The sequence below is a fragment of the Halobaculum litoreum genome (genome assembly GCF_030127125.1).
Taxonomy (GTDB): domain Archaea; phylum Halobacteriota; class Halobacteria; order Halobacteriales; family Haloferacaceae; genus Halobaculum; species Halobaculum litoreum.
This window is the reverse complement of record NZ_CP126156.1, coordinates 266562-290540: the sequence shown is the minus strand read 5'-3', so window position 1 is coordinate 290540 and position 23979 is coordinate 266562. Positions and strand designations below refer to the sequence as shown.

Genomic DNA, 23979 nt, shown 5'->3' with positions numbered 1-23979 from the left:
CGGCCGACCACCTCGACACCGCGGTTTCTGCGGTCGCGTCCGCGCCCCGCCAGCGGCCGCCACGACCGGGAACGCGAGCCTTAACACCGTCGCGCCGTTACGACGCGCGATGAGCGACACGTCGCGAGCGACGGGGATGGACGCCTTCGCGGCGCTCGGCGACGAGGTGCGGGCGGCGCTGTCGGAGCGCGGCTTCACGACGCCGACCGCGCCCCAGCGCCGGGCGATCCCGCCGCTGGCGGCCGGGAAGGACGCCCTCGTGATCGCCCCGACCGGCACCGGGAAGACGGAGACGGCGATGCTCCCCGTGCTCTCGGCGCTGGCGGACACGCGCCCGGAGGGACTCGGCGCGCTGTACGTGACGCCGCTGCGGGCGCTCAACCGCGACATGCGCGAGCGCCTCGAGTGGTGGGGCGAGTACCTCGACCTCGACGTGCAGGTGCGCCACGGCGACACCAGCGACTACCAGCGGAGCAAGCAGGCGGACGACCCGCCCGACGTGCTCGTGACGACGCCGGAGACGCTGCAGGCGATGTTGACGGGCGAGAAGCTCCGCGCCGCCCTCTCGGACGTCGACCACGTCGTCGTCGACGAGGTCCACGGCTCGCCGCGTCGAAGCGCGGCGCCCAGTTGACCGTCGGACTGGAGCGCGTCCGGCGACTCGCGGGCGACTTCCAGCGGATCGGGCTGTCGGCGACCGTCGGCGACCCCGCGGAGGTCGGGAAGTTCCTCACCGGCGACCGCGGCTGCGAGATCGTCGAGGTCGACGTGGGGAGCAAGGTGGAGTTCGACGTGGTGTCGCCGCAGGTGACGCCCGAGGACGAACGGCTCGCGGGGAAACTGGCGACCGACCCCGACATCGCCAGCCACGTCCGGTTCATCCGCGACGTCGTCCGGGACAACGAGTCGGTGCTGATCTTCGTCAACACCCGCCAGACGGCCGAGGCGCTCGGCTCGCGGTTCAAGACGCTCGAGGAACCGATCGGCGTCCACCACGGGTCGCTGTCGAAGGCGGCACGGATCGAGGTCGAGGACGCGTTCAAGGCCGGCGAGATCGACGGCCTCGTCTGCACCTCCTCGATGGAGTTGGGGATCGACGTGGGGCGCGTCGACCACGTCGTCCAGTACAACTCCCCGCGGGAGGTCGCCCGCTTGCTCCAGCGCGTCGGCCGCGCGGGCCACCGCCGCGACGAGGTGAGCCGCGGCACCGTCGTCACCGACGCCCCCGACGACACGATGGAGGCGCTGGCCATCGCCCGGCGCGCCGTCGCGGGGGAGGTGGAGGACTCGGGGATCCACCACATGAGCCTCGACACGCTCGCGAACCAGATCGTCGGCCTCCTGATGGACACAGGGGAGGTCAAGGCGCGCGAGGCGTACGACCTGATCACCCGGGCGTACCCGTTCCGCGACCTCGACGAGGCGACGTTCCGGGAGGTCGCCCGCGAACTCTCCGGGAACCGCCTGCTGTGGATCGACGAGGAGGCCGACACGCTCGAGACGTCGGGCGGCACGTGGCAGTACTACTACCGGAACCTCTCGATGATCCCCGACGAGGAGACGTACGACGTGTACGACATCTCCTCGCGCCGACAGATCGGCACGCTCGACGAGCGGTTCGTCGTCAACTTCGCCCAGCCGGGCGAGGCGTTCATCCAGCGCGGCGAGCTGTGGCGCATCAACGACATCGACGAGGAGGAGGCGGAGGTGAACGTCGCGCCCATCGAGGACCCCGCCGGCGAGGTGCCGTCGTGGACCGGCCAGGAGATCCCGGTCCCCCGCGCCGTCGCCGGCGAGGTGGGCGAGATGCGCCGCGTCGCCGAGCCGCAGTTCGCCCGCGGCGCCGACACCGACGCGGTCGCCCGCGAGTTCGCCGGCCGGTACCCCGCGGCGGCCGGGACGGTCCGCGTCGGCCTCGACACCGTCCGGAAACACGCCGAGGCGGGCCACCCGATGCCCACCGACTCCCGCATCGTCGTGGAGGGGCGCGGGCGCTCCATCGCGGTCAACGCCGCCTTCGGCCACGAGGTGAACCGCACGCTCGGCCGGCTCCTCTCGGCGCTCATCGGCCAGCGCACCGGCTCGTCGGTCGGGATGGAGGCGGACCCGTACCGCGTCGAGTTGGAGGTGCCCAACGGCGTCACCCCGGGCACGGTCATCGAGGTGCTGGAGGAGACCGACCCCGCGCACGTCGAGGCGCTGTTGGAGCTCGCGTTGAAGAACTCGGACACGCTGAAGTTCACCCTCGCGCACGTCGCCGCGAAGTTCGGCGCGCTGAAGCGCTACCAGGGGAACAAGCGCTTCGGCGGCGACCGACTGCTGGCGGCGCTGGAGGACACGCCCGTGTTCGACGAGGCGGTGCGGGAGGTGTTCCACACGGAACTGGCCGTCGAGGAGACCGCCGAGTTGCTCGACGCCATCCACGCGGGCGACGTCGAGGTGGTCGCCGCCCGCGAGCGCACCCCGCTCGGGACGGACGGGCGCTCGTCGGGCCGGGAGTTCCTCGTCCCCGAGAACGCCGACGCCTCGGTCATCGAGACCATCCGCGACCGGATCATGGACGACCACGTGATCCAGTTGTGCGTCCACTGCGGCGAGTGGAAACAGCGCACGAAGGTGCGGCGCGTCCGCGACACGCCGGAGTGTCCGGAGTGCGGGTCGACCCGTATCGCGGCGCTGAACCCGTGGGACGAGGACACCGTGACGGCGGTCCGCGCGCACGACAAAGACGACGAACAGGAGAAACTGACGCGCAAGGCGAACCGGGCGGCGAACCTCGTGCAGGCACACGGCAAGCAGGCGGTGATCGCGCTGGCGGCCCGCGGCGTCGGCCCCCACAACGCCGCGCGGATCATCGGGAAACTGCGGGAGAACGAGGACGACTTCTACCGCGACATCCTCAAACAGGAGCGCCAGTACGCGCGGACCAAGAGCTTCTGGGAGTGACCGCCGACCGGACGCCGCGCGGCGTCCGATAGTTTGTTGACAGTTCGGCGACGAGACCGGCGAGATGAGCGACGACACGGCGTCCCCGCGAACGTTCGACGCGCTCGGCGACGCGGTCCCCCGATACGACTCCTTCCTCCGGGTCGCCGACCACCGCGAGCGCGACCGCGCGCTGGCCGACGACCACGACCACGTCGCCTACCGCACCCACGGGGAGACCCCCGACGGGGAGGAGCTGTGGAGCGTCACGGTCGGGGAGGGCTCCGAGAGCGCCCTCCTGTTCGGCGCCCCCCACCCGAACGAACCCATCGGGTCGACCACGGTCGACTTCCTGCTCCACGAGCTCGCGGAGAACGACGCCCTCCGCGACTCGCTCGACTACGAGTTCGTCTGCGTCCCGGTCGCCGACCCCGACGGCGTCCGGCGCAACGAGGGGTGGTTCGACGGGCCGTTCACGCTGTCGAACTACGCGGGGAACTTCTACCGCCCGCCGCCGAGCGAACAGATCGAGGCGACGTTCCCGATCCGACACGAGGGGTACACCTACGACGATCCGACTCCGGGGACGCGGGCGCTCGCGACGCTGATCGACGAGCACGACCCGGCGTTCCTGTTCAGCCTCCACAACGCCGCCTTCGGCGGCTGTTACTACTACGCCACCGAGCGGCTGGACCCGCTGCACGGGACGCTCCAGTCCATCCCCGAGGAGCACGGCGTCCCCCTCAACCGCGGCGACCCCGAGGACCACCGGAACGAGGCGTTCGCGGACGGCGTGTTCCGGCTCCCGACGTTCGAGGACCGGTACGACGCCCAGACCGGCGACGGCGACCCCCGCGAGGCCGAGCTGCTCGGCGGCAACGCGTTCGACTACGCGCGACGGGCGACCGACGGCGACCCCCCGGTGCAGGTCGTCGTCGAACTGCCGTACTTCCGCGACCCCCGCGTCGGGGACACGACGGAACTGGACCGGAGCCGCGAGGCGGTGATCCGGGCGGCCGTCGAGGACCGCCGCCGGCTGATCCGGGAGTTCCGGGCGGCCGTCGCCGCGACGGCCGACCAGTTCCCCGACACGCCGATGGCCCGCGAGGTGCGCGGCGTGTTCGACTGGTACGCCGAGGAGGACGAGTCGCGGCTGGCGTGGGCGGAGTCGAACGACGCGGGCGACGAACCGGCGACCGTCGCCCAGTGCGTGGAAGAGCGGTACACGTGGACGTACCACCTGCTCACGAACGCGGGGATGCTGCTCCGGACGCTCGATACCGCCGCGATGACGGTCGACGACGACGCTCGCGAGCGACTCGTCAACGCGAAGGCGGCGGTCGAGCGGGTGTTCACCGATCGGATCGGCGACCTCCAGCGTGATCTCGACTACGAGGTCGTCCCGATCCGCGACCTCGTCGCGATCCAAGCGCGGGCCGGGCTGGCGTGTCTGGACTCCCTGCAGAAGCGACGTCGCTGACGACCGCCGGCCGGCGTCTCAGTCGTCGCCCTCCCACTCCTCCAGCGTCGCGCCCACGGCGCTGGCGAGGTGGTTGAAGTCGCGCAGCGCCATCCCGTCGCAGGTGACGAGTACGCCCTTGTCGCGGCCGTCGACGCGGATGGCGTAGCCGTTCTCGAACACCCGGAGGGTGTACCGGTACTGGCCCAACTCGGTGCCGGAGTAGCCGTCGCTGGCCATCGCGAAGTCCTGTCGCTCCGTGCCGATGAACGCCATCAGGTCGGCGTCCTGCTCGAGGTCGTCGCGGAGGTACAGCTGCTCGTGGTCCGTCCGCGAGAAGAACGTCACCGACCGCGCGTTGTCGCCGACGGTGGTTCGACAGGTGCTGACGAGTCGGTCGGCGGCCTCGTCCGGAAGGAGTTGGGGCATACCTCACGGCCGCCCTCGGCGCTGTTAGTCCGTGCGGTTCGGCGTCAGTGTTGCCGGTAGTTCGCGACGACAACTCGCGGACGAGTTCCCGCCGCGGCGGCGGCTCAGTCGAGCGACTCGTGGGGGCGCACCCGCTCCAGCGCCGCCGCGAAGTCGTCGCCCGTCACCGACAGCGCGTCGGCGTGGTCGTTCGCCGCCTCGCCGAACTCCTCGGCGACGCGCTCGACGGCGCGCATCGTCGCCTCCCGGACGACGGCGGTGAGGTCCGCGCCCGAGTACCCCTCCGTGTCTTCGGCCACGCCGTCGAGGTCGACGTCGTCCGCCAGCGGCGTGCGCTCGGTGTGGACCGCGAGGATCTTCCGGCGGCCCTCGGCGTCCGGGAGGGGGACCTCCACGTGGCTCTCCAGTCGCCCGGGGCGGATCAGCGCGTCGTCGAGCGCGTCCCGCCGGTTCGTCGCCGCGATCACCGCGACGTTCGGGTTGGCGCTCGCGCGGTCCAGTTCCGTCAGCAGTTGGGAGACGACGCGCTCGCCGACGCCCGAGGAGTCGCCGCCCATCCCGTCGCGGTCGACCGCGATGGCGTCGATCTCGTCGAAGAAGACGATGCTGGGGGCGGCCTGCCGGGCGCGCTCGAACACCTCGCGCACCGCCTTCTCGGACTCGCCGACGTAGCGGTCGAGCAGTTCCGGGCCGGCGACCTCGATGAAGTTCACCTCCGACTCGCCGGCGATGGCGCGCGCCAGCAGCGTCTTCCCGGTGCCGGGCGGGCCGTACAGCAACACCCCGGTCGGCGGGTCGGCGCCGGCGGCGTCGAACAGCGGCGCGTACATCAGCGGCCACTCGACGGCCCGCTCCAGCGTCTTCTTGGCCTCGGTCAGCCCGCCGACGTCGTCGAAGGTGGTGTCCGGCTGCTCGGCGACGTACTCGCGCATCGCCGACGGCTCCACCGTCGCCAGCGCCGCCTCGAAGTCCGCGCGGGTCACCTCGACGGTCGCGAGGTCGACCTCGCTGTCCTCGTGGCGCGCGCGCCGCAGCGCCGTCAGCGCCGCCTCGGTCGTCAGCGAGTCGATGTCGGCGCCGACGAAGCCGTACGTCCGGGCGGCCAGCCGGGCCACGTCCACGTCGTCCGCGAGCGGCATCCGGCGGGTGTGGACCTCGAGGATCTCCCGGCGGCCCGCCTCCCCGGGCACGCCGATCTCGATCTCGCGGTCGAAGCGCCCGCCGCGTCGGAGGGCGGGGTCGATGGAGTCGACGCGGTTGGTCGCGCCGATGACGATCACGTCCTCGCGGGCGTCGAGGCCGTCCATCAGCGAGAGGAGCTGGCCGACGATCCGGTTCTCCATGTCGCCGCCGTCCTCGCGCTGGCCGGCGATGGAGTCGATCTCGTCGAAGAAGACGATCGACGGCGCCGACTCGTTCGCCTGCGCGAAGATCTCCCGGAGCTTCTCCTCGCTCTCGCCTTTGTACTTGGAGGTGATCTCCGGGCCGGACACCGAGATGAACGAGGCGTCGACCTCGTTGGCGACGGCCTTCGCGATCAGGGTCTTCCCCGTCCCGGGCGGGCCGTGGAGCAGCACGCCCTTCGGCGGGTCGATGCCGAGGCGGGCGAACACCTCCGGCTCCGACAGCGGGAGCTCGATCGTCTCGCGCACGAGGTCGAGTTCCTCGTCGAGCCCCCCGATGTCCTCGTAGGTGACGCCGCCGGCGGGCGGGGTCGGTGCCGGTGCGGCGTCGGTGCCGCCGGCCGCGTCCGAGCCGTCGTCCCCGCCGCCGGCGCGACGGTCCCGCGTCGGGAGGTCGACCGACGCGCCCGTCCCCGAGGTCGTGGTGTTCGGCCCCGAGCGCGAGCGGTCGCGGCTCCCCGTCGTCGCGTCGTCCCCCGCCCCGGACGACCCCGACGACCGCTCGACGGTCACGCGCGTCCCGTCGTGGACCTTGACCGGGCCCTCGGGTCGCGTCTCGCGGACGACGAACACGTTGCCGCCGAGGTGCGCGAGGCGGACCTGCTCGCCGGCGCTGACTGGGCGGCCGTCGAGGTCGCGCTTGGCCGCGCGTGCGAGCGTGTCGGCGTCGATGTCCACGTCGTCGAGCGCCGACGGCGCGCTCAGGGTCACGGCGTCGGCCTCGCCGACGCGCTCCTTGCGGACGCGGACCTGCGTCCCGATCTTCGCGCCGGCGTTGGCGCGCGTCTCGCCGTCGACGAGGAGTTCGCCGTCGCCGGCCTCCGCGCCGGCGGGCCACACCTTCGCCGCCGTCTCGCGCTCGCCGGCGATGACCACCGTCTCGCCCGAGAGCACCCCGAGCCTACTCATCGTCGTGTCGGAGAGCCGCGCGATGCCGCGTCCGGCGTCGCGCTTGGCCGCGCCGCGGACCGTCAGCGCGTGCCAGTCGTCGTCGCTCATGGCACGGGCTTGGAATGGCGGGGGCTTACCGCTTTCCACGTGTCGGGCGGGGCACCCGACGGCGTCGCGCCCTCACCGGACGTCCAGATCGGAGTCGTCGAGCAGCGCGCGGATCGTCTCCTCGGGCGGCGCCCCGGGGTTGACCCGGCGGGCGTACCACCGCAGCGCCGTCGCGAGCGTGTCCGTCGGCGCCGCCGACGCGACCCGGAGCGTGTCGGTCTCGCCGCCGGCGGCGACCGCGAGCGCGAACCCGTGCGACGACGAGAGCGCGCCCGCTCCGCGGCGACGGCCGCCAGCGGGTCCTCCCCTCCCCGGCGGCGGCCGGCGGCTCGGCGGGCGACGGTCGCTCCGCCGGGGTGGCCGGCGAGTCGTCGGCCTCGGGGACGGTCGGGTCGGCTGCGTCGTCGTCGTCCACGCGGTCGTCGCGGCCGCCGCCGGTGGAGATGACGTAACGCCCGTCGTCGGTCTCGTCGACGCCGTCGCGGTCCCGGATGTCGAGGTCCTCGGGGTCGACCACGCCGTCGCGGCCGACCGGCGGGCCGTCGTCCCCGCCGTCCGCGCCGTCCGCCGAGGGCTCGTCGCCGTCGACGCGGACGACGTCGCGGACCGGTCCCTCCCCGTCGGCGGCCTCCCCGGGTCGTCGGCGTCGCTCATCGTCGGACGGTTGCCGAGGGCGGCGTATGAACGCACCGCCGCGGTTCTCACGGGTGAGAGCGGCGCGGCGTCCGGGCGGCGCGCCGGCGGCCCCGGCGGCTCCTCCCGTGTGGTCCCGTGTGAACCGCCGACGGTGGACCACCGACTTGATAACCTCGCGCCGGTTCACACCGTGCATGGACGACAGCGACATCTCGGACCAGTACACGCCGGAGGCGGTGGAGGCCGCCGTCTCCGAGCGCTGGGACGAGACGGACGCCTACGAGGTGACGAAGGAGGCCCACGCCGACGACCCCTCGTTCTTCTTCGTCGACGGCCCGCCGTACACGACCGGGCAGATGCACCTGGGGACGGCGTGGAACAAGACCCTCAAGGACACGGTCATCCGCTACCTCCGGATGCAGGGCCACGACGTGACCGACCGGCCCGGCTACGACATGCACGGGCTCCCCATCGAGACGAAGGTGGAGCAGGAGCTCGGCTTCGAGACGAAGCGGGACATCGAGGAGTTCGGCATGGAGAACTTCATCGAGGAGTGTCGGGAGTTCGCCGTCCGCAACCGCGAGAACATGGACGAGGACTTCCAGTCCATCGGCGCCTGGATGGACTGGGACGACCCGTACCAGACCATCGAGCCGGAGTACATGGAGTCGGCGTGGTGGGCGCTGTCGCAGGTCCACGAGCGCGGCCTCGTCGAGCAGGGGAAACGCTCCATCTCGCAGTGCCCCCGGTGTGAGACGGCCATCGCCAACAACGAGGTCGAGTACGAGGACATCGAGTCCCCCTCCATCTACGTGAAGTTCCCCCTCCGCGACCGCGAGGGGAGCCTCGTCATCTGGACGACGACGCCGTGGACCATCCCCGCGAACACGTTCGTCGCCGTCGGCGCCGACCTCACGTACCAGCAGGTCGAGGCGACCAAGGACGGCGAGACGGAGACGCTGTTCCTCGCGGAGTCCACCGTCGAGGACGCCCTCCGGCGCGGCCGCTACGACGACTTCGCGGTCGTGGACGAGTACAGCGGCGAGGAGCTGGTCGGCTGGACGTACGACCACCCGCTGGCCGAGGAGGTGCCCGAGCACCCGAGCTTCGAGGGCGCCGGCCAGGTGTACACCGCCGACTACGTCGAGGCCGACCGCACGGGGCTCGTCCACTCCGCGCCCGGCCACGGGCAGGAGGACTTCGAGCGCGGGTCGGAACTCGGGCTCGAGGCGTTCTGCCCCGTCGGCGGCGACGGCGTGTACACCGACCTCGCCGGGAAGTACGCCGGCGAGTTCGTCCGCGACGCCAACGACGACATCATCGCCGACCTCGACGCGAAGGGACACCTGCTCGCCAGCGAGACCCACGAGCACAGCTACGGGCACTGCTGGCGGTGTGACACCCCCATCGTCTTCCTCGCGACCGACCAGTGGTTCATCCGGATCACCGAGATCAAAGAGGAGCTACTCGACAACATCGACGACGCCGAGTGGCACCCCCACTCCGCCCGCGAGGGCCGCTTCCGCAACTTCGTCGAGGAGGCGCCCGACTGGAACGTCTCCCGCCAGCGCTACTGGGGCATCCCGCTGCCCATCTGGGTGCCGGAGGACGCCGACCAGTACGACGCCGCGGACCTGATCGTCGTCGGCACGCGCGAGGAGCTCGCAGAGCGGGTCGACCAGGACGTCGACCCCGACACCATCGACCTCCACCGGCCGTCGGTCGACGACCTCACCATCACCGAGGACGGCACCACCTACGAGCGCGTCCCCGACGTGTTCGACGTGTGGTTCGACTCGTCGGTGGCGACGCTGGGCACCATCGGCTACCCCGGCGACGAGGCCGACTTCGAGGAGCTGTGGCCCGCCGACCTCATCGTGGAGGCGCACGACCAGACGCGCGGGTGGTTCTGGTCCCAGCTCGGCATGGGCACCGCCGCGCTCGGCGAGTCGCCGTACAGCGAGGTGCTGATGCACGGGTTCACGACGATGGGCGACGGCTCGAAGATGTCCAAGTCGAAGGGGAACATCGTCGAGCCCGAGGAGGCCATCGACGCCGCCGGGCGCGACCCCCTCCGCTGCTACCTGCTGAGCCACGAGCAGCAGGAGAAGAACCTCGCGTTCGAGTGGGACGGCCTCCACGAGATGCAGTCGACGCTCAACATCCTGTGGAACGTGTTCCGCTTCCCGTTGCCGTACATGCAACTGGACGGCTACGACCCCGCCGAGCCGGACGTCCACGCGGCCGACCTCGACGTCGTCGACGAGTGGGTGCTGTCGCGCCTGCAGACCGTGAAAGCCGAGATGGCGGACGCGTGGGACGACTACGAGGTCGACGACGCGCTGAACGCCCTGCTCGACTTCGTCACGACGGACGTGTCGCGCTTCTACGTGAAGGCGATCCGCGAGCGGATGTGGGAAGACGAGGACAGCGCCTCCAAGCGGGCCGCCTACGACACGATGGCGACCGTGCTCGGCGAGGTGACGCGCCTGCTCGCGCCGTACGCGCCGTACCTCACCGAGCGGATGTACCAGCACCTCGACGGCGGGGCGACGACGGTCCACATGCTCGAGTACCCCGCGGTCGACGACGCCCTCCGCGACGAGCAGTTGGAGACCGACATGGCGGTCCTGCGCGACGTGGAGGAGGCCGCGGCGAACGCCCGCCAGCGCGCCGAACGCAAGCTCCGCTGGCCCGTCACGCGCGTCGTCGTCGAGAGCGACGACGGGGCGGTCCGCGAGTCGGTGGGGAACCTCCGCGCCCTGCTGGCCGACCGCGTGAACAGCCGGTCGGTCGAGGTCGTCGCCTCCTACGGCGAACTCGTCGAGGTCGCCGAGCCGGAGATGTCGAAGCTCGGCCCCGCCTTCGGCGGCGACGCCCAGGAGGTCATGACCGCCATCCAGGGGACGACCCGGGCGGAACTGGAGGAGAGCGGTCGCCTCGCGGTCGAGGTCGACGGCGAGGTGTACGAGCTCGACGAGGAGATGATCTCGTTCCACTCGCAGGCGCCCGAGGGCGTCGTGAGCGCGGAGTTCGACGGCGGCACCGTGTACGTCGACACGGAGCTCACCGAGGACGTCGAGTCCGAGGGGTACGCCCGCGACGTCGTGCGGCGTATCCAGGAGATGCGCAAGGAACTCGACCTCGACGTCGACGAGCGCATCCGCGTCTCCGTCGACGTGGGCGACGACCGCGTCGCCGGCTTCGTCGACGAGCACCGCGAGTACGTGGCCGAGGAGACGCGCGCCGACGCGTTCGTCGACGACGGGGAGTTCGACCTCGTCGAGGAGTGGACCGTCGAGGGGGTCCCGGTGACCATCGGCGTCGCGCGGGCGGAGGCGGAGACGCCCGCCGACGACTGACGCGTCGCCGAGCACAGCGAGGCGACGCGCGCCGGCGGCGAGGTCTCCGGGCCGAGCCGCCCACGAACACACCCACCGCCGAGCACAGCGAGGCGACCGGAAACGGCGGCAGGTCCGCTCTCCGAAGGGCGGTCGCTCGACGGAACTGACGGCGTGAGGGGGGTATGGCGGCCGCGGCCACCGACACCACTCGATCGGTGGCCGGCGGGCCGCACGTCGAGAGCGAACTGGAACGGAACGGTCTCCCGTGCCGTGCGCGCGGACCACGCCCGACGCGCCGGCGACTGTGCCTTCGCCGCGGAGCTACCTCAACGCCGCCGGTACTTCCAATCGCTCGGGAACCCTCCGGAGCGCTCCCGAGCGACGCGACCGCCACGTTCATATGAACAGTTCTGCAAGCGTTCGTATGGCTACAACCGAGCGACTCGAACGCCTCATCGCCGACGAGGTGGGCGAGTGTTGCGCGGCCGACGTGGACGACCGACTGGCGGACCTGCGCGCGCTGGCCGCGGGGGCGAGCGTCGAGGAGGGCGCGGGCGCGGCCGACGTCGACGCGCTGTCGGCGTTGGGGAGCGACACGCGCTACCGGCTCGCGCGGCTGCTCGCGGCGGCCGACGGCGATCTGTGCGTCTGCGAGCTGGAGCCGCTCGTGGACGTGAGCGAGTCCGCCGTCAGCCACGGGCTGTCGACCCTGACGGACGCCGGGCTGGCGACGCGGCGCAAGGAGGGGAAGTGGCGCTACTACGACACCACCGACCGCGCGGAGGCGCTGCTGGACGCGCTCGACGCGACCCGCGGGGTGGCGGAATGAGCGCCGACGCCGACGCCGACGCCGGCGCGGGCGACGACCCCGTCCGCCTCGCGTTCGTCTGCGTCCAGAACGCCGGCCGCTCCCAGATGTCGTACGCGTTCGCGCAACGCGAGGCCGAGCGCCGCGGGCTCGGCGACCGCGTCGAACTGCTGACGGGCGGCACCCACCCCGCCGACCACGTCCACGAGGAGGTCGTCGACACGATGGCCGAGGTCGGCATCGACGTGTCCGGCCGGACGCCGCAGCGACTGACCGACGAGCAGTTGAACGAGTGCGACTACGTCGCCACGATGGGCTGTTCGACGCTGTCGCTGGCGGACACGGTGCGGGCGCGCGACTGGGCCCTCACCGACCCCGACGGGAAGTCGCCCGCGGAGGTCGCCGCGATCCGCGACGAGATCGAGGGGCTCGTGGTCGACCTGTTCGACGAGGCGTTCGGCGAGGCCGAGGGCGACGCGGACGGGGCGGACGAATAGTGCCGCTGACGGACCTGCTCGCGGTCGAACTCCTGATCGCCGCGTTCGCCGGCGGCGCGTTCGGCGCGGCGCTCGGGGCGCTCAACACGTTCGTGCTGTGCGGCTTCGTCGTCATCGCCGGCGAGTTGTACGCGCTGGCGACCCGCGCCGCCGGCGGCGCCGTCCCGGTGAACGTCACCGGCGACGTCGCCTTCGGCGTCGTGCTCGGCCCCCACGTCGCCTTCGGCGGCGGCGCCGCGGCGCTGGCGTACGCCGTACACAAGGGGTACGTCGAGACGCCCGGCTTCGACTACCACCCCGCCAAGGAGGTCACCGTCGGCGTCGGGAGCCGCCCGGACGTGCTCGCCGTCGGCGGCGCCTTCGGCGTGTTCGGGTTCGCGGTCGCGACCGTCTCCGGCTCGCTGGGCGTCCCGACCGACCCGGTCGCGCTCGGCGTCGTGCTGTCGGCGCTCGCACACCGTGCGGCGTTCGGCTACAGCCTCGTGGGCGCGCCCGTCTCGAAACTGCTCGACATGACGCCGTTCGAGCGCGGCGACGGGCTCGTGGGACTCCCGGGCGGCGGGCCCGCGAGCGACGCCGTCGACGGGGAGCCGACCGAGGCGGTCGCCGACGGCGGCGCCACGGCCGCGGCGACGCCCCGCGTCCGCGACGGCGCCGACGACCCGATCCGGGTCGAGCCGTGGCTCCCGTACCTCTACCGCTGGCGCGACGTGATCGGCCTCGGGGCCGTGGTCGGCGTGCTCTCGGGGTACGCCGCCTACCTCACCGGGAGCGCGTTCCTCGCGTTCGGGATCAGCGTCGCCGCGCTCGTGTTCCTGATCGGCGGCACCGCCCGCATTCCCGTCACCCACCACATGGCGCTGCCGGCGAGTACCGTGGTGCTCGCGCTCGCGGGCGCCGAGCGCGGGACGGTGGTCCCGAGCGCCGTCGCCGGCGACGTGTCCATGACGGTCGCGCTGCTCGTCGCGGGCGCGTTCGGCGTGTTCGGCGCGCTGGCCGGCGAACTGCTCCAGCGCGTCTTCTTCGCGCACTCGGAGACCCACCTCGACCCGCCCGCCGCGAGCATCGTCGTCTCGTCGCTCGCCATCGGCGTGCTCGCGTGGCTCGGCGTGGTGCCGGCGAGCGCGTGGATCCCGCTGGGGTAAGTCGGGACGAGGCGGCGGTTCGGTATTCGGATCGACGTGCGAAGCAGTGGGTCGAAATCCGGCACGTAGGTACTGTGAACCCTTCGAATCGCGGCTGTACTACCCGACTAACCAACCGAGTGGGGAGTGTACTGCCGATGGATGGCCGGTTCCTCGATCCGTTCGACGTGGGGATACCGCACTCCTCGATTCTGGGTGCTCCTCGCGGCGTTCACCGACTGCGTTCTGGGGACTCTCCTCGCACTCGTCATCATCGAATCTCTTGACTGGGAGCCCCTACTCCCGGTGGCGCTCGCGGCGTGGATCTCCGGCGCCCTTTGTTGGTGGCTCGTCGTCGAGCGTCCCGCCAAACCGACGATTCTGCGGGGGACGCTGTTCGGGGTGGTCTCCGTCCTGCTCACCTTCGTGGTGTGGCTCTTCGGCATAGGCCCCATCATCTACAACGCGCTGTCAGAGAGTCCAGTGTCGCTGTCCCGGCTCGCGCTTGCCTACACCGATCCGACTGCGCTGTGGTTCATCCTCGCAATCTTCGCGTTTGGTAGCGTCGTCGCGGTCCCCGTCGGGACCGTCGGCGGCATCGTCCTGATCCTACTTCGACGGAGAGTTCCGATACGTTCGGACTCCACCTCGGTGGATGACCGAAAAACGCGCTGACGGCAACCGAGCGGAGCGCCGGCTCAGACCTCGACGTCGGTGTCGACCAACGCCTTCTCCAGCACTTCCAGCGGGTGGTTGATCTCGTAGCCCGTCCCGTGCTCCATCTGCATCGAGCAGGTCGGACACTCCGTCATGCCCGTCTCCCCCTCCGCGTGCTCCATGTGCTCGAACATCTCCTCGCCGATCTCCATCGAGTAGTCGTACTTCTCCTCTTTCCAGCCGTACGTCCCCGAGATTCCCGAACAGGAGTCGCCGACGTCCTCCACGTCGACGCCGTCGAGGTGGCGGAACAGCTCCACCGCCTGTCGGTCGAGCCCCTGATTGCGGGAGTGACACGGCGCGTGGTACGCGAAGTCCGGGAGGTCGAGTTGGTCGCCGTCGACCGCGCGGATGGGGTCGATGACGTTCTCGTGGACGAGGAGGTACTCCAAGGCGTCGTAGGTGTTCGCGGCGACCGTCTCGGTGCCGTCGAGGTCGAACTGCTCGGGGTACTCCTGCCGGAGCGCCATCGAACAGGAGGTGCAGGAGGCGACGACGTCGTACCCGTTCTCGATGGCGTCGCCGAGGTTCTCGACGTTCACCTTCGCGGAGCGGCGCGCGTCGTCCAACATCCCGTTGGCGAACATCGGCGTGCCCGAGCAGCGCTGGTCGGGGACGAGGATCTCGTAGCCGAACTCCTCGTACACGCGGACGAGCGCCTTCGCCACCTCGACGGTGTTGTAGTTGGCGTAGTCGCCGTGGAAGTACGCGATCCGCTTCTCCTCGCTGTGGACCTTCGGCCCGCCGCGCCGCTTCCACCACGAGCGGAACGTCTCGTCGGCGAACTCCGGGAAGTCGCGCTCGGCGGTGATGCCCAGCACCTTCTCGTTGATCTTCTGGACCAGCGAGTTCCCCATCACGGCGTTCGTCAGGCGGGGCACCTTCGAGCCGACGCGGGCGAGCGTGCCGTAGTTCGCGAGGATGCGGTTCCGAATGTACTCCCGCGAGAGCTTGTCCATCTGGTTGTCGACGTACTCCCCGCGGGCGCTGTTGTGCATCTGCGAGAGGGGGACGTCCGAGGGACAGGCGCCGTCACAGCGCATGCAGTTGGAACAGCCCATGATCGAGTCGTCGATCTCGGTGTCCTCCTTGCGCTTGAGGCGCCACTGCTCGGGCCCTTGGAACTTCGGCCCGGGGAACGAGTCGTCCACCTCCGCGACCGGACAGGAGGTGTCACAGGAGGTGCACTTGTAACAGGAGTCGGCGCCCGGCCGGAGGTCCATGTCCGAGCCGTCGAACACGTCGACCGGTTCGAACTCGCCGCCGGCCTCCGTGGCGGTGCCGCCGTCGGGCACGGCGCCCTCGCCGGCCGGCCGGGTCGCCTCCGCGTCGCTACAGCCGCAGTCGTCGTCCGTGTGGTGTGTGTCGTGTCCGTCGCTCATGCTTCCTCCGCCGCGGTGCGACCCGCGACCAGCCCCGTGGCCAGCGAGACGCCGCTGGCCGACTTCTCCCGCGCCACGTCCGCGCCGCCGACGACGCCGCCGGCGGCGAACAGGTTCGCGAACTCCGGCGATCCGCCCGCGTCGAGCGGCCGGAGTCGGTCGTCCGGGTCGACGCCGAACCGGGCGAACGCGTGGTCGGCGAACGCCCCCTCCCCGGACCACGCCATCCGGTCGTCGGGCGCGGGGACGTGACAGCCGAACACCGCCTCGCGCGGCCCGTCGCGGTCCGAGTCGACGCCCTTGCCGACGAGCCCGCCGGTCGCGAGCACGTACGCGTCGGCCCGGTACGGGATCCGCGCCCCGTTGCGGTCGATGTACACGCGCTCGATCCGGCCGTCCGCGTCCGTCTCGTGGTCGACGACCGGGTTCCCGGTCGTCATCGACACGCCCGCCTCGTCGAGCGCCTCGAACAGCCGGTCCTCCAGTCGGATCCCGGGGAGGCTCGGCGGCCCCGTCGGGATCTCGAACACCTCGGCGTCGAGGCGCTCCGACAGGTCCGCCCGGACGTCCTCGACGTGTGCGTCGCCGAGTATCGCCGGGAAGCCGACCCGTTCGGCGTCGCCGAGGTGCGGGCGCACGCGGTCGGCGAGCCGCTGCCGGGTCGAGCGCCCCTCGCCGGCGTCCTCGTCGCGCTCCAGCGCGTGCGCCAGCCGCGTCACCGCGGCGTCGGCGCGGTACTCGCCGGGGAACGCGACCGTGGCGCCCTCGACGTCGAACGGGACGCCCGCGGCCGTCAGTCGGTCGGCCGCCAGCGGCGCGTCGAAGTCCGTCGCCGCCTCGAACCCGACGAGGAGCGTGGAGCGGTCGTCGCTGGCGAGTCCCGGCGCCATGCTCCGGGGTAGCGCGCGGTCGGCTTCGCGCGCCCGGAGGTCGTCGCCACGAGCGCGTTGCGGTCGGTGTGCCCGCCGCGGTACAGGTCGCCGACGGCGCCGTCGAACAGCGCCAGCCCCTCGCGGAGCGCGTCCGCGCCGACGACGCGGTACGGGTGCGACTCGGGGAGGTCGTCGACGCCGTCGAACGGGTCCGCCACCGGCGCCGAGCGGCCGTCGGGGTCGGGGTAGCCGAGCGCGTCGACGAGCCCGCTCGCCTGCCGGAGCGTGCTCTCCTTGGCGGAGATCAGGTGGACGTGGACGCCCTCGCGGGCGGCCGCCAGCGCCGCCGTCGCGCCGGCGAGGCCGCCGCCGACGACGACCACGTCCGCCTCAATCGCCACCCGCGTCACCCCCGTCGGGCCGGTCCGCCTCGTCCGCGCCGGCGTCGACCGGCACCCCGCCGTCGGGCGCGGTCGCGCCCGCGGCGTCGCCAGGCCCGTCGACGCCGGCGGGCGCCCCGTCGGCCTCGCCCGCGTCGAACGCCGCGAAGTCCTCCGGGGCGGCGCCGTCGCGGTTCATCGTCGTCGCGTGCAGCAGGTGGTTGAGCATCGCCTGCGAGAGCTGTCGCCCCCACAGGGCGTGGCGCTGGCCCTTCCAGCGCTCCTGCCACAGTTCGTCGAGCGCGGCGTCGACGGTCGCGCGGTCGTAGCCGCCGTACTCGCGCAGGTCGTTCGCCATCCGGTGGACGCAGAAGCCGCCCTGACAGTTGCCCATCGACGCCCGGGTCCGCAGGCGGACCGCGTTCAGGTCGGTGCCGGACTGGTCGATCGCGTCCCGAAGCTCCGCCCGGGTGACCGCCTCGCACTGGCAGACGACCGGGTTCGGCTCGTCCGTCCGCAGCACCTCGTCGGCCCGACTGCCGAGCCGCTGCATGCTGCGGCGGCCGATCGGCGAGCGCAGGCCGAACTCGTCCATGTAGTCGCGGAGGACGGTGAAGTCATCGCTGCCGGGGAGGGGGACGTCGGCGGTCTCGCAGTCGGCGTCCACGCCCAAGAGATCGCAGACGTGGTCGGAGATCTTCTCGGCCATCAGCCGGTAGGTGGTGAACTTCCCGCCGACGATCGACGTCATCCCGGGCAGGTCGTCGCGGTCGGCGTGGTCGAGCAGGAAGAAGTCGCGCGTGATGTCCGTCGGGTCGGTCGTCCCGGTGCCCGGCGGCTCGTACAGCGGCCGCACGCCCCAGTACGACCGGATGGTGCGGGCGTCCTCGAGCATCGGCACGAGCTTCGACAGCTCCTCGATCATGAGGTCGACCTCCCACGCCTCCTCGGGGTAGTCCTCGGGGTCGTCGACCTCCTCGTCGGTCGTGCCGAGGATGCAGGTCGTCTCGTGGGGGACGACGATGTCGGCGTCGCCCTTCGGCTTGCAGCGGTTGATCACCGTGTCGACCTCGCGGACGTTCATCACCGTCATCACGCCCTTGCTCGGCCGGACCTCGACGTTCACGCCGGCCATGTCGCCGATGCGACCGGCCCACGCCCCCGTCGCGTTCACGACGTGGTCGGCGTAGATCGCCTCGGTGCCGCCCTCCGTCCCGTGGACGCGCACGCCCGGCCCGGACTCGTGGGTCACCTCGACGCCGACGATCTCGCCGTCCTCGACGAGCACGTCCGTCACCGGGGAGTGCGTCTCGACGCGGGCGCCGTGTTCCTCGGCGTCGGCGGCGTTGGCGACGCACAGCCGGAAGGGGTCGATGGCGCCGTCGGGCACCTCGATGGCCTTGTCGATGTCGCCCGCGAGGAACGGCTCGACCTCGCGCGCCTCCTCGGCCGTGAGCACCTCCGCGGGGATGCCGCACTCGCGACACCCCTCCAGCTTCTGCTGGAAGTACTCCTCGGTGTCCTCCGGTCGCTTCACGAACAGCCCGCCGGTCATCTCGACGCAGTGGCTGGCGATGTCGCGCAACACCCGGTTCTCCTCGATGCACTCGCGGGCGCTGGCCTGGTCCGAGACGGCGTAGCGGCCGCCGCTGTGCAGGAGCCCGTGCATCCGCCCCGTCGTCCCGTGTGTGAGGTTGCCCTGCTCGACGAGGGTGACGTCGACGCCGCGCATGGCGAGGTCCCGCGCCACGCCACAGCCCGTCGACCCGCCGCCGATCACGACCACCTCGGTCCGTTCGCTCATACTGTGACTCCGTGTGACACGGACCACGGCCGCGTCGGGCATTACGTTATCGGTCATCGCGAAGCGACAGTAAAGATACCGCGGGACCGCGCCGGGGTCGATCAGACGGCGCCGGCGCCGAAGCGCCGCTTGAAGAGGCGACGGAACGCGAGCGTCGCGAACCGCGGCTCCACCCGGCTGGGCGGCCGGCCGGGGCCGTCGTGGTCGTCGACGCGGACGCGCTCGACGATCCCGGCCTCCGCGAGTTCGTAGAGGAAGCGCTCGACCGTCGAGGCGGTCACCTCGAGGCGGTCGGCGATCCGCGCGGCACAGTCCCCGACGGGGGCGCGGTCGGCGGCGGACAGGTCGACGAGACACGCCAGCGTCCGGACCCGGTTGTCCGGGAGCGCGAGGACGCGGCCGAGCGGGACGCACGGCCACGGCACCGCCTCCATCCCGGCGTCGACGCCGGCGGCGTCGACGGCGAGGTCGCCGTCGGCCGCCGCGGCCTCCACCGCCCCGAGCAGCGCGGACAACGCCACCCCGGCGTCCCCCTCCGCCCACTCGGCGACCCGACGGACCGCACCGTGGCTCAGCGCGCCCTGTCCCAACCCGGCGTCGGCGCGGGCCGCGAGCAGGTCGGTGAGCGCCGCCCGGGAGTACGGCTCGACGTCGAGCACGGGCGTCTCCCGGGGGACGCCGACGGCGTTCGGGTCGTCGCGACCGATCGCGAGCCAGGCGAACGTGTCGGCGATCGCCGACAGCCGGGCGTCGACGGTGCCCACGTCGACGGTCTCCGGCTCCCCGACGTGGTCGGCGACGACGACGACCGGGCCGCCGCCCCGCACCCGTCGCCGGAGGCGCTCGTGGGCTCGTCGGTGCCGACGCCGCTGCGGGGCACCGACTCCGGGACCAGTCCGTCGAGGACGGCGTGGGCGAACTCGAACGCCGAGTCGGCGCCGCGGAGGTCCACCCGCACGAACGAGACGTCGGGGACGCTCCCGCCCCGCGTCGTCGTGTACAGCGCGTCGCTGGGCCGCGAGAGCGACCCCGCCAGCCGGTCGACGAGCGCGACCGTGACCGCGGACTTCCCCGTCCCGCCGGGCCCGCGGAGGTAGGCGTTCGGCGGCGTCGTGCCGTCGAACACGGGGTCGAGGTGGTCGAGCAGCCGCTCGACGAGCGCCCCGCGACCGATCGGTTCGTCGAGATGGTCGACGGGGCTGAGCGGGGCCTCGTCCAGTACGAGTCGGCGACGGTCGCCCGTGTGGCGACGGCGCGCGATGCGGTCGTCGATGTCCATTGTCTGGTCGCCGGCCGACCGTCCGCCGGGTCGGCCGCTCGGTGTGCGGTTCGCCGCTTGTGAGGCGGGGGTGGTGATCGGTGTGGTCCCGTGCCGTCGCGCCGACGGCCCGCGGCGAGCGACCGGAGACGGCCGGGATCGGTTGTTTACTACTGGTAGGCTATTGTCGATAACGTTTATAATCTTTCACTATAATGTTTTCCGTCACGGAGTTCCGACCGACCGGGGCTCGACACGGAGGACACACGACATGGCAGAAACCTACGTCGGCGCTATCGATCAGGGAACGACGGGCACGCGGTTCATGGTGTTCGACCACGCCGGAGAGGTCGTCGCCAACGCCTACGAGAAGCACGAACAGATCTATCCGAAGCCCGGGTGGGTCGAGCACGACCCGACGGAGATCTGGGAGAACACCCAGCAGGTCGTCACCGACGCGCTCGCGGCCGAGGACCTCGACCCGACACAGCTCGAGGCGATCGGGATCACGAACCAGCGCGAGACGACGATCGTGTGGGACGCCGAGTCCGGCCGCCCCGTCCACAACGCGCTCGTGTGGCAGGACCGGCGGACGACCGACCGCGTCGAGGAACTGCAGGCCGAGGACAAAGTCGAGTGGATCCGCGGCAAGACCGGGCTGGAGGCGGACGCGTACTTCTCGGCGACGAAGACCGAGTGGATCCTCGACAACGCCGAGCCGCTGAAGCTGCAGGCCTCCCGCGGCGAGAACGTCCGCGACCGTGCCGAGGCGGGCGAACTGCTGATGGGCACCATCGACACGTGGCTCATCTACAACCTCACCGGCAACCACATCACGGACGTCTCGAACGCCTCGCGGACGATGCTGTACAACATCCGCGACCTCGAGTGGGACGACGAGCTGCTCGAGGAGTTCGGCGTGCCGCGCTCGATGCTGCCGGAGGTGCGCCCCTCCTCGGACGAGGCGTACTACGGGACGACCGACGCCGACGGCTTCCTCGGCGCCGAGGTGCCCGTCGCCGGCGCGCTCGGCGACCAGCAGGCGGCGCTGTTCGGCCAGACCTGCTTCGACACCGGCGACGCGAAGAACACGTACGGCACCGGCTCGTTCTACCTGATGAACACCGGGACCGAGGCCGTCGAGTCCGACCACGGCCTGCTCACGACGATCGGCTTCCAGCTGTCGGGCGAGCCCGTCCAGTACGCGCTGGAGGGGTCGATCTTCATCACCGGCGCCGCCATCGAGTGGCTGGAGGACGTCGACCTCATCAACAACGCGGCCCAGACGGCCGAACTCGCGCGGTCGGTCGACTCGACCGACGGCGTGTACATGGTGCCGGCGTTCACCGGCCTCGGCGCGCCCCACTGGGACGGCGCGCCCGCGGCACCATCGTCGGCATGACCCGCGGCACGCGGAAGGCACACATCGTCCGGGCGACGCTGGAGGCGATCGCCTACCAGACCCGCGACGTGGCCGAGGCGATGGAGGCCGACTCCGGCGTGGAGACGAAGAGCCTCCGCGTCGACGGCGGCGCGGTGAAGAACAACTTCCTGTGCCAGCTCCAGTCGGACATCCTCCAGACGGAGATCGCCCGCCCGCAGGTCGACGAGACGACCGCGCTCGGGTCGGCGTACGCCGCCGGCCTCGCGGTCGGCTACTGGGATTCGACCGACGACCTGCGCGAGAACTGGCAGATCGACCGCGAGTTCACGCCGGAGGCGGACGCCGGCGAGGTGGACCGGATGTACGACCGGTGGGGTGACGCCGTCGAACGCTCGCGGAACTGGGCCAAGGAGGATTGATCGTGCATGAACGACCTGATACTGCAGGTTCCGCTCCTCGGTATGGAGTGGGAGGCGTTCCTCCTCCTGTTCATCACGGCGCTGGCCGGCGGCGCGTTCGGCGCGGCCATCGGCGCCCTGCCGGCGTTCATCTTCACGGGGTTCGTCGTGTTCCTCGGCGAGGGACTCGCGATCCTCCAGCGGGAGGTCGCGGCGGTTCCCGCGCTGGACGCTGAACTCGCCGTCGGCGTCACCGGCGTGATCGGCTTCGGCGCGGTCACCGGCCCCCACATCGCGTTCGCGGGCGGGGTGGCGGCCACCGCGTACGCGGGCAAGAAGTACCCCGAGATGACCCCCGAGGGGTGGGACTACCACTTCGGGAAGAACATCCTGTACGCGTTCGGCACCCAGCGCGACATCCTCGCGGTCGGGGCGGTGTTCGGCGTCCTCGGGATGCTGATCAACCAGGTCGGCGCCGCCATCGGGACGCCGACGGACACGATCGCCCTGTCGGTCGTCCTCACCGCGCTCATCGCGCGGCTGGTGTTCGACTACCCGCTCGTCGGGCGGCCGGCCGGCGGCAGCCTCCTCGACATGAGCCCGTTCGAGCGCGAGGAGCAGGCCACCGCCGCCGACGGCGGCACGGTCGATGACCTGTACCCGAACCGCCTCGCGACCGAGCCGTGGCTCCCCCACCAGTACAAGTGGGCCGGCGTCGCCACCATCGGCGTCGTCGGGGGGATCCTCGGCGGCTACATCTGGATCCAGACGGGGAGCATCTTCCTCGGCTACGCCATCTCGGCGATCAGCCTGTTGTTCCTCAACCTCGGCGTCGAGAAGATCCCCGTCACCCACCACATTACGCTCATCGGCGCCGTCGGCGCGGTCGTCGTCGCCCCGGTCGCCGGGAGCGTCGTCGCGCTGCTGGCGGCCGGCGCCTTCGGCATCGTCGCCGGCCTGCTGGGCGAGGTGACCCAGCGGATCATGTACTCCCACTCGGGCACCCACGTCGACCCGCCGGCGATGGCCATCGCGCTCGCGATGCTCGTCGTCGTGGTGCTGTCGGTGCTGGGCGTGCTGCCGAACGCCGGCTACCTCTGAGCCGGCGGCCGCGGCCGCCCGCGGACCGGCACCTCCCGGCCCGCCACCGCCTTTATTCGCGCGACCCGCCTCCCACACGCACATGCAGGTCGCGCTCGTCACCGTCGGGGACGAACTCCTCGCCGGCGACACCGTCAACACGAACGCCTCGTGGCTCGCCGACCAGTTGACCGCCCGCGGCGTCGCCGTCGAGCGCGTCACGACCGTCCCGGACCGCGTCGACGACATCGCCGCCGTCGTCGGCGAGTACCGCGACGCCTACGACGCGGTGCTCGTCACCGGCGGCGTCGGCCCCACGCACGACGACGTGACGATGGACGGGGTCGCCGCCGCCGCCGGCGTCGACCTCGTCGCCAACGGGGCGGCGCTCGACTACCTCACCGAGCACGGCGGCTACGCGGCCGACGACCTCACCGAGGGCACCACCCACCTCCCGGCCGGCGCCCGCGTCATCAACAACCCGGAGGGCGTCGCCCCGGGCTGTGTGATCGACAGCGTGTACGTGTTCCCGGGCGTCCCCGCCGAGATGCGGGCGATGTTCGCGTCCGTGGCCGACGAGTTCGCGGGCGCGGCGCCGTTCGTCGCCACCGTCGAGACGCCCGAGCCGGAGTCGACGCTGCTCGACCGGCTGGCGGCGGTGCGCGAGCGCTTCGACGTGACCGTCGGCTCGTACCCCGGCGACCACGTCCGCGTGAAGTTCACCGGCACCGACGAGGAGCGCGTCGAGGCGGCGGCGGCGTGGCTCCGCGAACGGGTCGACCCGTTGGACGGCGCGGCGGCCGACCGCACCGACGGCGAGGACTGACCGCCCGTCGACGCGGTCGCCGACGGTGGACGGCCGGGAGAAGCGACCGCGACGCTCAGCGGTAGAGGTACGCCAGCCAGCCGACGACGAGGAGGAGACTCGCGATCAGGACGACCGACGCGGCGAGCGTCGTGGGCAGCGCGACCCCCGAGCCGGACTCGGCGACGAGCGGAAGCGTGTTCATGTACGACGCTGGGACCGACCGGCGTATAAACGTGTATATCGCGGGTGGCCCGAGGAGGGCCCGGTCGCGA

The 23979-nt window shown here is 71.8% G+C and carries 15 protein-coding genes and 5 pseudogenes; 11 read left to right on the top strand and 9 right to left on the bottom strand.

Going from position 1 to position 23979, the window contains the following annotated elements:
• Positions 1-109 precede the first annotated feature (109 nt).
• Together P0R35_RS01555 and P0R35_RS01550 are read left to right on the top strand one after the other, a co-directional pair.
• Positions 110-2946: pseudogene (locus tag P0R35_RS01555) on the top strand (DEAD/DEAH box helicase).
• Positions 2947-3010: 64 nt separating this feature from the next.
• Entirely contained in the window at positions 3011-4405 is a 1395-nt protein-coding gene (locus P0R35_RS01550; protein WP_284013501.1) for a M14 family zinc carboxypeptidase, read from the top strand.
• A gap of 18 nt (positions 4406-4423) precedes the next feature.
• On the opposite strand, the gene P0R35_RS01545 is transcribed toward P0R35_RS01550, so the two are convergent.
• The 3 genes and pseudogenes from P0R35_RS01545 to P0R35_RS16525 form a co-directional block, all read right to left on the bottom strand.
• Positions 4424-4813: a DUF7522 family protein gene (locus tag P0R35_RS01545; RefSeq protein WP_284013500.1), complete on the bottom strand. Its 390-nt coding sequence runs from the start codon at positions 4811-4813 to the stop codon at positions 4424-4426.
• Positions 4814-4917: 104 nt separating this feature from the next.
• The gene (locus tag P0R35_RS01540; protein ID WP_284013498.1) at positions 4918-7215 is read right to left on the bottom strand and encodes an AAA family ATPase; all 2298 of its coding nucleotides are present in this window, start codon (positions 7213-7215) and stop codon (positions 4918-4920) included.
• A 72-nt stretch (positions 7216-7287) separates the two neighbouring features.
• A pseudogene (locus P0R35_RS16525) lies at positions 7288-8047 on the bottom strand (DUF7500 family protein).
• Between P0R35_RS16525 and ileS the strand changes: the two are divergent.
• From ileS to P0R35_RS01515, 5 genes are all read left to right on the top strand, one after another.
• Positions 8046-11213 carry an isoleucine--tRNA ligase gene (ileS, locus tag P0R35_RS01535; RefSeq protein ID WP_284013497.1) on the top strand — a complete coding sequence of 1056 codons (3168 nt, stop codon included), beginning with the start codon at positions 8046-8048 and terminating at the stop codon, positions 11211-11213. The pseudogene P0R35_RS16525 and the gene ileS sit on opposite strands and share 2 nt — an antisense overlap.
• Before the next feature lie 406 nt (positions 11214-11619).
• A complete protein-coding gene (locus tag P0R35_RS01530; protein ID WP_284013496.1) occupies positions 11620-12024 on the top strand; it encodes an ArsR/SmtB family transcription factor in 405 nt (134 codons plus the stop codon).
• Complete coding sequence (locus P0R35_RS01525) at positions 12021-12500, top strand: low molecular weight phosphatase family protein (RefSeq protein WP_284013495.1); 480 nt, start codon at positions 12021-12023, stop codon at positions 12498-12500. Before P0R35_RS01530 ends, P0R35_RS01525 begins: the two co-directional genes overlap by 4 nt.
• A complete protein-coding gene (locus P0R35_RS01520) occupies positions 12500-13645 on the top strand; it encodes a DUF7973 family transport facilitator (RefSeq protein WP_284013494.1) in 1146 nt (381 codons plus the stop codon). Before P0R35_RS01525 ends, P0R35_RS01520 begins: the two co-directional genes overlap by 1 nt.
• A gap of 141 nt (positions 13646-13786) precedes the next feature.
• Positions 13787-14299, top strand: a complete 513-nt coding sequence (locus P0R35_RS01515; protein ID WP_284013493.1) for a hypothetical protein — start codon at positions 13787-13789, stop codon at positions 14297-14299.
• A 23-nt stretch (positions 14300-14322) separates the two neighbouring features.
• Here the strand turns inward: P0R35_RS01515 and P0R35_RS01510 are convergent, their stop codons facing one another.
• The 5 genes and pseudogenes from P0R35_RS01510 to P0R35_RS16520 form a co-directional block, all read right to left on the bottom strand.
• Complete coding sequence (locus P0R35_RS01510) at positions 14323-15564, bottom strand: anaerobic glycerol-3-phosphate dehydrogenase subunit C (protein WP_284014674.1); 1242 nt, start codon at positions 15562-15564, stop codon at positions 14323-14325.
• A 155-nt stretch (positions 15565-15719) separates the two neighbouring features.
• A pseudogene (gene glpB / locus P0R35_RS01505) lies at positions 15720-16996 on the bottom strand (glycerol-3-phosphate dehydrogenase subunit GlpB).
• Complete coding sequence (gene glpA / locus P0R35_RS01500) at positions 16986-18779, bottom strand: anaerobic glycerol-3-phosphate dehydrogenase subunit GlpA (RefSeq protein ID WP_284013491.1); 1794 nt, start codon at positions 18777-18779, stop codon at positions 16986-16988. Before glpA ends, glpB begins: the two are co-directional and overlap by 11 nt.
• Positions 18780-18880: 101 nt before the next feature.
• The gene (locus P0R35_RS01495) at positions 18881-19606 is read right to left on the bottom strand and encodes a Cdc6/Cdc18 family protein (protein WP_284013490.1); all 726 of its coding nucleotides are present in this window, start codon (positions 19604-19606) and stop codon (positions 18881-18883) included.
• 104 nt (positions 19607-19710) lie between these two features.
• Positions 19711-19905 (bottom strand): annotated as a pseudogene (locus P0R35_RS16520) (Cdc6/Cdc18 family protein); the annotation flags it as partial.
• A gap of 9 nt (positions 19906-19914) precedes the next feature.
• Here P0R35_RS16520 and P0R35_RS01485 point away from each other — a divergent pair.
• The 4 genes and pseudogenes from P0R35_RS01485 to P0R35_RS01470 all read left to right on the top strand — a co-directional run bounded on the left by P0R35_RS01485 (position 19915) and on the right by P0R35_RS01470 (position 23725).
• On the top strand, positions 19915-20121 hold the full coding sequence (locus P0R35_RS01485; protein ID WP_284013488.1) for a hypothetical protein: 207 nt from the start codon (positions 19915-19917) through the stop codon (positions 20119-20121).
• 187 nt (positions 20122-20308) lie between these two features.
• Positions 20309-21840: pseudogene (gene glpK / locus P0R35_RS01480) on the top strand (glycerol kinase GlpK).
• Positions 21841-21846: 6 nt separating this feature from the next.
• Positions 21847-22920, top strand: a complete 1074-nt coding sequence (locus tag P0R35_RS01475) for a DUF7973 family transport facilitator (RefSeq protein WP_284013487.1) — start codon at positions 21847-21849, stop codon at positions 22918-22920.
• A gap of 82 nt (positions 22921-23002) precedes the next feature.
• On the top strand, positions 23003-23725 hold the full coding sequence (locus P0R35_RS01470; protein WP_284013486.1) for a competence/damage-inducible protein A: 723 nt from the start codon (positions 23003-23005) through the stop codon (positions 23723-23725).
• Positions 23726-23780: 55 nt separating this feature from the next.
• On the opposite strand, the gene P0R35_RS01465 is transcribed toward P0R35_RS01470, so the two are convergent.
• Positions 23781-23909 carry a hypothetical protein gene (locus P0R35_RS01465; protein WP_284013485.1) on the bottom strand — a complete coding sequence of 43 codons (129 nt, stop codon included), beginning with the start codon at positions 23907-23909 and terminating at the stop codon, positions 23781-23783.
• Positions 23910-23979 lie beyond the last annotated feature (70 nt).